This is a genomic window from Bradyrhizobium sp. CCGB01 (genome assembly GCF_024199795.1).
GTDB lineage: Bacteria > Pseudomonadota > Alphaproteobacteria > Rhizobiales > Xanthobacteraceae > Bradyrhizobium.
On the sequence record NZ_JANADK010000001.1, the window covers coordinates 7,187,498 to 7,200,257 of the forward strand.

Annotated in this window: 13 protein-coding genes and 1 pseudogene; 9 read left to right on the forward strand and 5 right to left on the reverse strand. The window is 60.6% G+C overall.

Annotated elements, in window-relative coordinates:
- Positions 1-65: 65 nt before the first annotated feature.
- From NLM25_RS33795 to NLM25_RS33805, 3 genes are read left to right on the forward strand one after another with little or no spacing between them, the layout of a single operon-like run.
- A complete protein-coding gene (locus NLM25_RS33795; protein WP_254122085.1) occupies positions 66-710 on the forward strand; it encodes a cell envelope biogenesis protein TolA in 645 nt (214 codons plus the stop codon).
- Positions 711-713: 3 nt separating this feature from the next.
- Complete coding sequence (locus NLM25_RS33800; RefSeq protein WP_254139804.1) at positions 714-1,667, forward strand: DUF72 domain-containing protein; 954 nt, start codon at positions 714-716, stop codon at positions 1,665-1,667.
- 40 nt (positions 1,668-1,707) lie between these two features.
- A complete protein-coding gene (locus NLM25_RS33805) occupies positions 1,708-1,953 on the forward strand; it encodes a hypothetical protein (RefSeq protein ID WP_254122087.1) in 246 nt (81 codons plus the stop codon).
- Positions 1,954-2,146: 193 nt separating this feature from the next.
- Here NLM25_RS33805 and NLM25_RS33810 read toward each other — a convergent pair whose 3' ends face one another.
- Positions 2,147-2,416 (reverse strand): hypothetical protein, encoded by a 270-nt coding sequence (locus NLM25_RS33810; protein WP_254122089.1) that lies wholly within the window; start codon positions 2,414-2,416, stop codon positions 2,147-2,149.
- Between the two features lie 132 nt (positions 2,417-2,548).
- Positions 2,549-2,743: a hypothetical protein gene (locus NLM25_RS33815; RefSeq protein WP_254122091.1), complete on the reverse strand. Its 195-nt coding sequence runs from the start codon at positions 2,741-2,743 to the stop codon at positions 2,549-2,551.
- A gap of 498 nt (positions 2,744-3,241) precedes the next feature.
- Here NLM25_RS33815 and NLM25_RS33820 point away from each other — a divergent pair, with 498 nt between their 5' ends.
- Both NLM25_RS33820 and NLM25_RS33825 read left to right on the forward strand, forming a co-directional pair.
- The gene (locus NLM25_RS33820; protein ID WP_375166897.1) at positions 3,242-3,523 is read left to right on the forward strand and encodes a Rieske 2Fe-2S domain-containing protein; all 282 of its coding nucleotides are present in this window, start codon (positions 3,242-3,244) and stop codon (positions 3,521-3,523) included.
- A 95-nt stretch (positions 3,524-3,618) separates the two neighbouring features.
- Complete coding sequence (locus NLM25_RS33825; RefSeq protein WP_254122093.1) at positions 3,619-3,867, forward strand: PilZ domain-containing protein; 249 nt, start codon at positions 3,619-3,621, stop codon at positions 3,865-3,867.
- A gap of 24 nt (positions 3,868-3,891) precedes the next feature.
- Here NLM25_RS33825 and NLM25_RS33830 read toward each other — a convergent pair whose 3' ends face one another.
- From NLM25_RS33830 to treZ, 3 genes and pseudogenes are all read right to left on the reverse strand, one after another.
- Entirely contained in the window at positions 3,892-4,104 is a 213-nt protein-coding gene (locus tag NLM25_RS33830; RefSeq protein ID WP_254122094.1) for a hypothetical protein, read from the reverse strand.
- A 260-nt stretch (positions 4,105-4,364) separates the two neighbouring features.
- Positions 4,365-5,221: pseudogene (locus NLM25_RS33835) on the reverse strand (SDR family oxidoreductase).
- Between the two features lie 68 nt (positions 5,222-5,289).
- Positions 5,290-7,107: a malto-oligosyltrehalose trehalohydrolase gene (gene treZ / locus NLM25_RS33840; RefSeq protein WP_254122095.1), complete on the reverse strand. Its 1,818-nt coding sequence runs from the start codon at positions 7,105-7,107 to the stop codon at positions 5,290-5,292.
- Positions 7,108-7,445: 338 nt separating this feature from the next.
- Here treZ and glgA point away from each other — a divergent pair, with 338 nt between their 5' ends.
- From glgA to glgX, 4 genes are all read left to right on the forward strand, one after another.
- Positions 7,446-8,855 carry a glycogen synthase GlgA gene (gene glgA / locus NLM25_RS33845; RefSeq protein WP_254122096.1) on the forward strand — a complete coding sequence of 470 codons (1,410 nt, stop codon included), beginning with the start codon at positions 7,446-7,448 and terminating at the stop codon, positions 8,853-8,855.
- 22 nt (positions 8,856-8,877) lie between these two features.
- Positions 8,878-10,014: a glycosyltransferase family 4 protein gene (locus NLM25_RS33850; RefSeq protein ID WP_254122097.1), complete on the forward strand. Its 1,137-nt coding sequence runs from the start codon at positions 8,878-8,880 to the stop codon at positions 10,012-10,014.
- A gap of 72 nt (positions 10,015-10,086) precedes the next feature.
- Positions 10,087-10,368 carry a DUF3606 domain-containing protein gene (locus NLM25_RS33855; protein WP_254122098.1) on the forward strand — a complete coding sequence of 94 codons (282 nt, stop codon included), beginning with the start codon at positions 10,087-10,089 and terminating at the stop codon, positions 10,366-10,368.
- Between the two features lie 21 nt (positions 10,369-10,389).
- The gene (glgX, locus tag NLM25_RS33860) at positions 10,390-12,627 is read left to right on the forward strand and encodes a glycogen debranching protein GlgX (protein ID WP_254122099.1); all 2,238 of its coding nucleotides are present in this window, start codon (positions 10,390-10,392) and stop codon (positions 12,625-12,627) included.
- The last annotated feature ends 133 nt before the right edge of the window (positions 12,628-12,760 follow it).

Consider the following 12,760-nt stretch of genomic DNA (forward strand, 5'->3'; position numbering starts at 1 on the left):
GGAGGACGGCAAGCTACAACCATCGCCGCCAATAATGTTTCCAATAGTGGAACAGAAACGTTCCCATGGCGGAACAAAAATACAGGACGATCCATTGGACCGGAATGCCGCGCAAACTCAAGGTCTATCAGACCTCGCAGGGATTTTTTGATCTCGCCATCGCAGCCCCCTCGATGAAGGCTGCGCTCGAAGCATGGGGCGCGGCCAGCAACCTTTTCCATCAGAGTTTCGCGAAGGAAGCCGAGGACGAGAAGGTCATCGCCGCCGCCATGGCAAAGCCCGGCGTCGTGCTGCAAAGACCCGTTGGCTCGAACTCCGCCTTCAGAGAGCACGCGGAATTGCCGTCCGCCGCGTCACTCGATGCACGGCCGCGGACGAAGAAAGAAAGTGCCGGCAGAAAGCGTCCTCCGAAGACGCGTGACGAGAAAACTGAGCGCAAGGCCGCGGCCAGATACGAGAAGGAGGAGCGCGAGCGGAAAGCGCGGCTCGCGAAGGAAGAGGCGCAAGCCGCCAAGGCACGCGAGAAACGCAACCAGGCAATCGAGAAGGCCCAGGAGGCACTGCTTGAGGCAGAAGCCGATCACGAGGACAGAGCCGACGCCATAGCGAAGGATCTTGAGGCCGTGCAGCGCCGCGCCGACGCAGAGGACGAACGCTGGGGGGAGCTTAAAAAGCGCCTCGAAGGCAATTTGCGAAAAGCGAAGGACTGACACGTGCCTTCACCGGCTCCCGGCCCCATCACACAACTGACGCTGGAAGAAAGACGCGAACGGCGCCGGCTTCGCCGTGAAAAACAGCGCGAGAACAACATTCTGCGCGCAGCGAAAATGCACCGTGTGAGGCTCAAGATGAAGGCGGACGGCCTTCCGCCACCGCCTGATTTAAAGAAAACAATCTTCGTAGGCTGTTCCGGCTGGCGGTACTGGAAATGGCGGGATTCCTTTTACGCGTCCGTGCCGCAGCCGAACTGGTTCCCGCACTACACATCAACGTTCGACACCGTCGAGATCAACGCGTCATTTTACTCATGGCCGACCGTCGCGAATGTCCACGCCTGGCGCCGCCAGCCGGGTGGCAAGGGCGTCGTCTACACTGTCAAGGTCTGCGAACTCATCACCCATGTCAAAAAGTTCAAGGGCACGAAGACGCTGATCCGGGACTTCGGGGTCGTCGCGGATATTCTTGGCGAACAGATGGGCTGCTTTCTGTTCCAGCTCCCGCCAAGCTACCGATACACGAAGGCCCGCCTTGCTGCGATCGTCAGCCAGCTCGATTCCGCACGCCGCAACGTCGTAGAGTTCAGGCACAAGAGCTGGTGGAATGAGGCAGTCTACCGCGCCTTCCGCGACGCCGGGATCATCTTCTGCTCCTGCAGCGGCCCGCGCCTTCCTGACGAGCTTGTCCGGACGGCGGACGAGGTCTACGTCCGCCTCCATGGGCCGGAGCGCTGGTATCGCCATAATTATTCGGATGAAGAACTTCTGAAGTGGGCGAACCGGATCAGGGAGAGCGGCGCGACGCGGGCCTGGGTTTATTTCAACAACGACAATGATGCCCATGCGCCGGCGAACGCGAAGACGCTGCATCGCATGCTGTCCGCTCCCCGGCCGAAACGGCGGACCGCCCGCCCTCTTTTGGAACCCCGCCGGGACGGAATGCGTGGATAAGCGATAGTTGAAGCCGGCAAAAGCCGGGGCGGAGTAAAACATGCTTTTCTGGTTTTCAGCGCTGACACTCATGGCCGACGCGCTAGAGGTCATGGAGATGCGACTCCGGCAGATGGCCGCGGGAGACGGCACATCTGACGAGATGTTTCTCATGGTGACAGAGAAGTTCGACGCCGCCTCAGAGGCCGGCTCGATTTTCATCCGCGGCGGCGACTGCGGTCACGTCCTCGATCATTACAGGAAAATAGTCGCGGCGAATGCCGAGCGGCTGTCCGCGGGGCGATAGGAACGCTGCCGGGGGAGCAACGTTTTTGCTCTTATGAAACAGTTCTTCTTCGATCTCGCGGGCTGTTTCCGCCCATGACCGGGTTGGACATCCATGCGTATCCCGCCGCGAGGCGCAGGAGCACGCGAAGTTCATCGCGCATCGGATCGGCGCCGATCCATTTCGAGCCTTATTCCCGCTCCAGGTTCGCGGCTTAATGCCGGGCAGTCTTCTTCTTTTTGTTCTTTTTGGCGGTCTTCTTTGCCGCACGTTTTCTCGCGGGCTTCTTCTTCTCGACGCGCACGCCTTTGAATTTCTTGGCGGTCTTTTTCTTCTTGCCGGGACGCTTCACCGCCATGAACTCGCCCGAACTCCTTTCGCGCTTGGTCCATGCGCTCGCGCCGCCAATGGTGCTCTTCGTCTGCGAGCGCTTCTTCACAGCGCCCTTGCGGGCATTGTCGCCCGTCGGCTTGTTGACCGCCATGTTTCCTCCGTGAACAGAATTTCCGCACAATCAATGCGCGCGATTCCGCGAAGTTCCACAAACGGAAACGCTGTAGCATAGCAGACGGCCACTGCACGGTAGTGCCCGGGAAACGCTACCTCGGCCGCGATGTCACGATTTGCCTTGCTGCTTTTCCTCCGCGGTTTTTCCATCGGAGCTTTTCGAACGTTCCTCGAAGCGATCAGCGCCTTTAGGTAAATCGTGCCCCGTCCTGCTCTCTGTTTTTGCTTCATCCCTGGCAGCTGCCTCGCGCAAGTCTTTGGCGGCCTGTTCGCCCGCCTCTGATGACCTTCGTTTGTCGTCCATTGTCGCCTCCTTGGTCAAAACGACGCTTGTCCGAAATGCTCGGCCCACCGCATGGTTCAGCCGCAGCGATCCAATCAGATCGCCAAGGCGTTGTTCCCTGGCCCCGCGACTCTCCAGCCGGGAAATTCCTCGTCATCGTGCCCGGCGCGCAATAACCGCGTGGCGCTCTGCGAACAGTTGCGCCATGGTTCTGTTTGCTGCCGGGGACGGATCCAAGCGGATGCAGTCGGCAACTGGCGCAGTAATTAGATAACCCATTCGGGATAAGCTGGACGCGCAAAGGCGCCTGCGCATCGAAAGCCTGCCTGACAATTCTTCGAGGTCGTTTGCCTCTGGCGAGGCTGCTGGCGCCTCTTTGTCGGAGCCGTCTGACTCCTTGTTTTGTCGGGGCGCATACACTCCCCTCATGGCCGCCAAGAATTTCATGTCTGAGAACGTGACCGCCTGAAGAGCTTTGCCGAATATGTCGCGCCCGGCGAGGTCGGCTCCGTTGAGGCATTGACACCGGGGCAAGGTGCAATCGTTCGGCGCGGTCTGGAGAAGCTCGCGGCCTATCGCGACGATCAGGGAACGCTCCACCTCAATTCCGCAGCATGTAGTCACGTCGGCTGTTACCTGCACTGGAATGGTTTCGAAGTCTGTTGGGACTGCCCATGCCACGGTTCGATGTTCGAAATCGACGGAAATCCGATCAATGCGGAAAGCCAAGGCAACGTAGCCCGCCTTCCGAACAGAATGCGACCCGCCCTAACAAATGATAAGGCGGCTCCTGGCGACTGAGGATTCCATATACCGCATAATCTCCCGATGGGGCTTTCGTGCGGCAATCCAAAGACCAACAATCCGTGACGTTCGAAACCGCGATCCCGGCCCAGATGACGGCGATCGACGGCACGTGGCGGCGTCCCTGCGCGGTCAAGACGATTTCGGAAGCCGGAGCGACGCTTTGGCTGGACGTGTCGATCGAAGGCCTGTCGCTGACCGAATTCTTCCTGGTTCTCTCCTCGACCGGCCTAGCCTATCGCAGGTGCGAGCTGGACGGCGTGAACGGGGCCGACATCGCCGTCAAGTTTCTGCGCGCCAAAGATACACAAAAGGAGCGCCTGAAAAGCTCGGCACGCTGACGTTCATAAGTGCGCGCGTCGGGATCAAGGCGCGAGCTGCAACTCCAGCAGCGCCATTCGCTGGAGTGCGGCGACGTCCCGTTCGCCTGTATCCGCGCCCCGCAGGATCGACTCTGCAAGCAAATGGACATGCCGGGCGTGCACAGGTTCCGGGAGCGTAGCCACGGCCGCCTCCAGCGCTGTCGTCATGAGCTGGACGACGTCGGGCGTGAAAGCAGCGTGGGCAAAGTCCTTCATGATTCCCGCTTGGCGAAGCCGAGGATGCACAATGGCAATGGCGTTCGAGCCTTTCTGGAACGGAAACGCCGACGTTCCATTGACGTTCCCGGAGAAGGTTAGGCCTCATGGGAAAGCTGATCATCGGAATTGTGGTCGTCGGCCTAGCGATGACGATCGCCTTCGCGGTCTATGTCATTACGCTCTGAGCACGTGAAGGCTGTAATTTTCCGTCGGCCTCGCCGAATAATAAAAGTCCGCCCGATCGCTTGGCGCCGTCCTTAGATGAACGGGTTTCCCCCCGTCACGGCCAATGTCGCTCCCGATTTGTAGCTCGACAGCGGATCGGCGAGCATGACATAGGCTGTCGCCAGTTCGGCCGGCTGTCCAGCGCGCTGCATGGGAACCTGCTTGCCGAAATTCTTGACGGTGTCCTCCGGCATGGTCGAAGGAATGAGCGGCGTCCAGATCGGCCCAGGCGCCACTGCGTTGACGCGGATGCCCTTGCCTGCGAGCATCTGCGCGAGCCCGCCTGTAAAATTCTGAATGGCTCCCTTGGTCGTGGCATAGGCGAGCAGGCTCGGGTTCGGCATATCCGAGTTCACTGAGGCGGTGTTCACGATTGCGGCTCCCGGCCGCATGTGCGGGACAGCGGCCTTCGTCAGATAGAACATGGCGTGGATGTTGACCGCGAATGTCCGTTCCCACTCCTCGTCGCTGATGTCTCCGATGTCTTTGAATGTCGCCTGATGGGCCGCGTTGTTGACCAGGATGTCGATGCCGCCTAGCTCTGACACCGCGCGCTGGACGACCGTCCGGCAATGGTCGGGATGACTGATGTCGCCCGGGATCAAGAGAGCCTTGCGCCCTTCTCGCTCGATCAGCGCCTTCACCTCGGCTGCATCCTCATCCTCGTTCAACTAGGCATGACGATATCAGCTCCTTCGCGCGTGTAGGCGATCGCGACGGCACGGCCGATGCCGCTATCGCCACCGGTGATGATCGCCTTCTTGCCGACGAGACGCCCCGCGCCTTTGTAGCTTTCCTCGCCATGATCAGGCCGAGGGTTCATCGCGCGCGTTGAGCCGGGCATCGGTTGCTGCTGGGCGGCGAAGGGAGGCTTGGGATATTCGGGCATGGGACGACTCCTGGATCAGCTCCGCTAACGGAGCCTTGCCGGAAGTGTTCCTAGGAGCAGTCGGTACGTCAGCACTTCCGCCCCAGCCGCACGATGATATCGCTCGGCAATACCACCCCCGCATTGCCCGGTCGCAACTGCCATAATGTCTCACCGTCGATCAGCGTCGGCATGGGAAGTTCCTGCTCGGCGAAATTCGCGACGATCTGCAGCATGTCGCCGCCCCCCGTTCGCCAGCCGACGTTCAATCCGCCCATGCGCGGGTTATCTCCCAGCAAGCTCCGCTCGGCCGAGACGATCCCCGCTTTGATCAGCGGCACGATTTTTTCACGCCGGATCCGCAGCAGCTGAGCCGTCAGGCCCCGGAATTTAAGGCTGACCGGGGAACGATCGATATTTGCCCAATCGAGCTTCGACGCGCGAAAGGTTTGCTCATCGCAGGGGTCCGGTATGCCCGCGCGTGTTTCAGGGGTTGAGAAAGCCTTGAAATGCGCGAACTCCTTGCGCCGCCCCTCGCGCGTCAATTCGGCGGCCTCACCGGACCAATCCGCGAAGAACAGAAACGGTGTTTCGGCCGCGGCCTCCTCCCCCATGAACAGCATGGGAATGTGCGGATTGAGCAGGACCAGTGCGAGCGCCTGCCCGAGCTTTTCGGGGCTGACCAGCCGTGACAACCGCTCCCCGTAGGCGCGATTGCCGATCTGATCGTGGTTCTGCGCGAAGAAAATGGTGGCCTCGGGCGGAAGATGCGCGCTCGGCTCGCCTCGCGGCGCCTCGTGAAGCGGAAAAGTCTCTCCCTGGTAGGCAAATCCCTCCGTCAGCGAACGTGCGAGATGTTCCAGCGGCTTGTCGGCGAACGCGCGATAATAGCCCTCGTCCTCTCCCGTCAACAGGACGTGTAGCGCATTGTGAAAGTCGTCGCCCCATTGCGCGTCGTAATGGCTCGAGAGCCCTTGCCGGCGATCGAGAAGACGGGCCTGGTTTGCCTCGTTCTCGAGCATCAGATGGACGCGCCTGCCCGGCAGTTCGTGACGCACCGTCTCAGCGAGCTCGACGAGAAAATGCCGCTCGGAATCGTCTTTGAGCGCGTGGACCGCGTCGAAGCGCAGCCCGTCGAAGCCATAATCGCGCAGCCACATCAGCGCGTTCTCGATGAGGAATTCACGGACGAACGCGCCGTCGTGCCCCTCGAGATTGACCGCAGGCCCCCAGCCGGTGGTATGCCGCGCGGTGAAGAAGCTCTCGGCATAGCTGTGCAGATAGTTCAGCTGCGGGCCAAAATGGTTATAGACCACGTCCAGATAGACCATGATGTCGAGAGCGTGGGCCGCCCGCAAAAGCCGCTTGAGATCCTGCGGCTTACCGTAACGCGCGTTCGGCGCGTTCAGAAGCACGCCGTCATAACCCCAATTGTGCCGGCCGGGGACATCGTTCAGCGGCATCAGCTCGATGGCGGTGATGCCAAGCTCGCGCAGATAGTGCAGCCTGCTCTCGACGCCGGCATAAGTCCCCTCTTCGCTGAAGGTGCCGACGTGCAGCTCATAGATCACGGTCTCCGCCCAGGGACGGCCCGGATACAGCATGGAATCCCTCAGCGTCGCCGTATCGATGACTTCGCTCGCAGCTCCCACATCGTCGGGCTGGAAGAAGGAGGCAGGGTCGGGGACGACCAAATCCTCATTGATCCTAAATTGGTAGCGGGTGCCAGCGTGAGCGGTTGGGCTCAGCATCTGGTACCAGCCGTCCTCGTCGTGCGGCATGCGTCGTGGCGGACGACCGCTCTCAAGCAGTTCGACCGATCGGGCGGTAGGAGCCCAGAGGTTGAAGGTGACCCCATGATCGACGATTTGAGGGCCATGACGTCGGGGTTGGCCGGCAATTCCCATTCTCTGACTCAAATTCTGATCGCCCCTTTTATAGATGCCCGAAATTTCGCCGAGGCGTCGCGAAGACGCTTTACGGTCGCTTAAGCATGACGTGAAAGCTGGCATGCACTCATTCGTTCCTCGTTTGCAGCGTACAGAACAGACAGATCAGTCGGAGCGCTGAGCTTGTGGCAGCTCGGTTCTGTACACTTTTGTACCGAAGGCCAAAAAGTGGCTTCTTTCGAGCGAGACCAGGAACCTTTGCTGCGACGCGGAATTCCTGGATGGCGCTTCATTGGGGAAGCGCATTGGAATTCAAAAAGATGGTTGGCGTTGACCACCGCGGCCGGGCCTAGCGAATGCGTATTCTGTTCGCGACGCCCGAAGTCTCAGATTTCATTCAAGTTGGCGGCCTTGCCGCCGTGTCAGCCGCTCTTCCCCGCGCCTTGCGGGAGTTTGCAGACGTCCGGGTCATCATCCCAGGGTACCCCGCGGTCCTCCTGGGTTTAAAGGATCTCAAAACCGTAGGCCGATGCCAGGCTTTTGCCGGCCTTCCGGCTTTCGAAGTCGATCTCGGCCACACCGCCGACGGTCTGGCTTACTACGTCGTCCGATGTCCGGAGCTCTACGAGCGCGAGGGCACGCCCTACGCCGACGGACGTGGGGCCGATTGGCACGACAATAACGTCCGGTTCGCGGCATTCTCCTACGCCGCCGCGCAGCTCGCGAGAGGGCTGATCGACAAGGATTGGTCGGCCGATCTGGTGCACGCCAACGATTGGCAATGCGCATTGATCCCCGGCTATCTGAAATGGCATTACGCGCACATCCCCACCGTCTTCACGATCCACAATCTGGCCTATCAAGGCGTCTTCGACCGAAGCTCGCTTGCGCAGCTGGGTATCCCCGAGGCCAGCTTCAACATCGAAGGCGTCGAGTTCTACAATCGCCTCTCCTTTATCAAGGCCGGCCTGGTCTACGCCTCTCACCTGACGACGGTCAGCCAGACCTATGCCCGGGAAATCACCACCGCCGAGTTCGGCTGCGGTCTCGACGGACTGTTGAAGCAGCGAGCCGATCGTCATCAATTGTCGGGTATCCTGAACGGGATCGACGAGACTTGGGATCCCCGCACCTGCTCGTCCCTGTTGCAGCCGTTCGGCGCCGGTGACTGGACCGAACGCGCGCTGAATGCCGACGATGTCAGGGATCAGTTCGGCCTGGCCGTCTCTCGAGGACCGCTATTCGCTCTCGTCGCCCGTCTGGTGCATCAGAAAGGCGTCGACCTCGTGATCGAAAGCGCCCAGGCGATCGTCGATGCCGGCGGCCAGATGGTCGTCACCGGCAAGGGCGAGCCTCGATTCGAGGAAGCACTCCTCCAGGCACAGGCCCGCGCACCGCGGTCCGTTGCCGTGAAGATCGGCTTCGATGATGCCGAGGCGCGCAGGATCTTCGCGGGCAGCGATTTTACGTTGATGCCATCTCGCTTCGAGCCTTGTGGGCTTAGCCAGATGTACGCTCAACGCTTCGGGTCACTGCCGATCGGCCATCGCACCGGCGGTCTCGCCGAAACCATCGTGGATGGTGAGACCGGATTTTTGTTCGACCAGCCATCCGCTCCCGGCTTCCTCGGCAGCCTCTGCCGCGCCTTCTCGACCTTCGGCATGAAGGATCGCCTCGACCACATGCGCCGCGCTGCGATGGCTCAAGCGTTCAGTTGGAACCAATCGGCCAAGTCATACGCGGATCTCTATCGGGCATCGATTTAGAAGGGCATTGGGGGCACACAACATGAAAATCGCTCAAATTGCTCCACTTGCGGAAAGCTGCCCTCCGCGTCTCTACGGCGGCACCGAGCGTATCGTCTCATATCTGACCGAAGAGCTGGTGCGTCAGGGACACGAGGTCACGCTATTCGCGAGCGGAGACTCGGTCACGTCGGCAGAACTCGTGCCGTGCTCGAAAATGGCGTTGCGACTTGATCATTCAGTCAAGGACATGACGCCGTATCATGTCATGATGCTGGATCAAGTTGCGAGGCGTGCCGACGAATTCGACGTGCTGCACTTCCACATAGACCATCTGCACTGTCCCCTGATGCGGCCCTACGCGGATCGGATCCTGACGACCTTGCACGGCCGGTTCGATCTTCCCGATCTGATGTCGTTCTATTCGGCCTTCCCAGAGCCGCCGCTCGTCTCAATTTCAGACGCGCAACGCCGCCCGATGCCGCCTGTAAATTGGCTTGGAACGGTGCTTCACGGACTGCCTAACAACGTTCTGCCATACAGAAATCCACCGCCAGGCGATTATTTGGCGTTCCTCGGCCGCATCTCGCCTGAAAAGGGACCGGACAAGGTGATCGAAATCGCGACCAGGGCGGGAGTGCCGCTCAGGATGGCGGCCAAAATCGACGCCGCCGATCAGCGCTACTGGGATCAGGTGATCGCACCCATGGTCGCCGCGCACCCGCGCGTAGAGTTCGTGGGCGAGATCAACGAAGTCCAGAAAGCTGAATTCCTTGGCAATGCCCGCGCTCTGCTGTTTCCAATCTGTTGGCCCGAGCCGTTTGGCCTCGTCATGATAGAAGCAATGGCGTGCGGGATGCCCGTGATCGCCCTTGCGCACGGCTCCGTACCTGAGGTCATCGATCACGGCGTTAGTGGCTTTGTGGTCAACTCCGTCGATGAGGCGGTCGAGGCGGCAAAATCGATCGGAACGTTGGACCGACAGATGATCCGCAAGCGGTTCGAGGAGCGCTTTACGGCGGAGCGGATGGCGCGGGATTATCTGGCGGCGTATCGCCGGCTGCCAGCATTGCGACAGAAGGCGCAGCTCGACGTGTTCGCGATCCCCTCGTGCGACGGCGTGATCCGGATGCCGCCACCTGCTGCCGGCCTCGAACTGGGCGTACCAACGGCTGGCTGACCGCCTGCGGTGCTGCGACCAGGAACGGAATCGTCGAGCGACTGTTACGACGATAGACCAGGAGTTGCCGCCATGCGCCGCGCAAAGCCCCAGCCGATCCGTAACAAGCTCGATCTGACCGACCGTACCCAGGTGCGACTGATCAAGAAGCGCCTCAAATTATCCGACGCCGAGCTGACGACCATCGTCGAGCGAATCGGCAATTCGCTATCCGCAATCAGCAAGGAAGCCGCGCTGCAAAAGGCGACCGCGCCGTCAACGCCGACTGACGTCCCGCCAGCCGCGGTGATCGCTTCCGCAAATTGCGCTGAGCCAACGACATCGGAAACCGTGGCGGCCGCGCCGGCTTCATGACGGCTTTCCTTGGGGGACAAAATGGATCGACCATCACTTTCCGACGACGCCTTGACGCGAGCCGCGTCGAGCCTGCGCCGCTCCCGGATCACGGAAGGTAGGCCGTTTCCGCTCGGCGCCACCTGGGACGGGCTTGGCGTCAACTTCGCCTTGTTCTCCGCACATGCCACCAAGGTCGAGCTTTGCCTGTTCGACGATACCGGCGAGACCGAGCTCGAGCGGATCGAGCTTCCCGAATATACCGATGAAGTCTGGCACGGCTATTTGCCCTCGGCCCGTCCGGGCACTGTTTACGGTTACCGCGTTCATGGTCCTTATCAACCCGAAGCTGGGCACCGTTTCAACCCCAACAAGCTCGTTCTCGATCCCTATGCCAAGCAGCTGGTTGGCCAATTGCGCTGGGGACCGGAGTTGTTTGGTTATCAGCTCGATCACGCCGACAAGGATCTGTCATACGACGAACGTGACAGTGCCCCCTTGATGCAGAAATGCCGCGTGATCGATCCAGCGTTCACCTGGGGAACGGCCCGCAAGCCAGAAACACCGTGGGAGCGGACGATCGTCTACGAGATGCACGTCAAGGGCTTCACCCAACTGCATCCCCTCGTTCCCGAGGCGGACCGCGGAACTTTTTCAGGCCTCGCACATTCCGAGGTGCCGGCCTATCTGCGCTCGCTCGGCATCACCAGCGCGGAGCTTTTGCCGATACATGCCTTCATCGACGACAGCTACCTAGTCGAGAAAGGCCTACGCAACTATTGGGGCTACAACTCCATCGCCTTCTTTGCACCCGAGCCACGCTACCTGAAGACGCCGTTTGCGAACGAATTCAAAGCCATGGTGAACCAGTTCCATGCCCATGGCATCGAAATCATCCTCGACGTCGTCTACAACCACACCGCGGAAGGCAACGAGCTTGGGCCGACTCTGTCATTCAAGGGCATCGACAATGCCAGCTATTATCGCCTGCTGTCCGATCAGAAGCGCTACTACATCAACGACACCGGCACCGGGAATACGGTGAACCTCTCACACCCGCGCGTACTCCAGCTGGTTGCCGATTCCCTGCGTTACTGGGCAACCGACATGCGCGTTGACGGCTTCCGCTTCGACCTCGCCACGATCCTGGCGCGGGAGCCGTACGGGTTCGACGAAGGCGGCGGCTTTCTCGACGCGTGCCGCCAGGACCCCGTACTCTCCAGCGTCAAGCTGATCGCCGAACCATGGGACATCGGCCCGGGCGGCTACCAGGTCGGCCGCTTTCCACCCGGATGGGCCGAGTGGAACGATAAATTCAGGGATACAGCACGCGCCTTCTGGAAGGGCGATCCAGGCACCCTCGCTGACTTTGCCAAACGCATCTCCGGATCCGGCGACCTCTTCAACAAGCGCGGCCGCCGGCCCTGGGCCAGCGTCAACTTCGTCACCGCCCACGACGGCTTCAATCTCAACGATCTGGTCTCCTATAACGACAAGCATAACGAAGCGAATGGCGAGGACAATCGCGACGGCCACAGTAACAACCATTCATGGAATTGCGGTGCCGAAGGACCGACGGACGATTCGGAGATCACGGCGCTGCGCGAGCGCCAGAAGCGAAACCTGCTGGCGACGATGCTCCTGTCTCATGGTACGCCGATGCTGCTGGCCGGCGATGAGTTCGGTCAAACCCAGCAAGGCAACAACAATGCTTATGCACAGGACAACGAGACCAGCTGGCTCGACTGGATGAACATCACCGCGAACGGCCGGAGTCTTCGCGAGTTCACACGCAAGCTGATCGCCACGCGCAAAGCGTTTCCCATTCTGTTTCGCAGCCGCTTCCTTGTCGGATCCCACAACGAAGAGCTCGACGTGAAGGACGTCGCATGGCTATCCCCATCGGGGGAAGAGATGACAACCGACCAATGGCAGGACGGTAATGCCAAATGTTTCGGCATGCTCCTCGACGGACGCGCACAGGAGACCGGCATCAAGCGTCGCGGATCGGACGCGACCATGCTGCTGGTCTACAACGCTTATTATGACGTCGTGAACTTCACCTTGCCAGACGTCACCGACGGGAGCAGCTGGCTGGGCCTGATCGACACCAATCAACCCGACGTTCAAATGCCGGCGTTCGAATTTGGGCACGCTTACGCGGTGACGGGGCGATCTCTCGTGGTGTTCGGCTTGGCTACCGAGAACATCGCGACGCACCGCCTGCGGCAAGGTCTTGGCGCGCTGCTCGATATCGCCGAGGCACCCCTGCGCGACTAGAGGCCAGCAGCACTGGCCGTCTCCGGCCAAAAAGGGGACGATCAAGCGTCATAGATCATCCTACCAAGGTTGCCCCTTGCCCGCAGCGCGGCTTTGCATGATCCCCGACGAGGTCTCTAAGCACCAAGCGGTG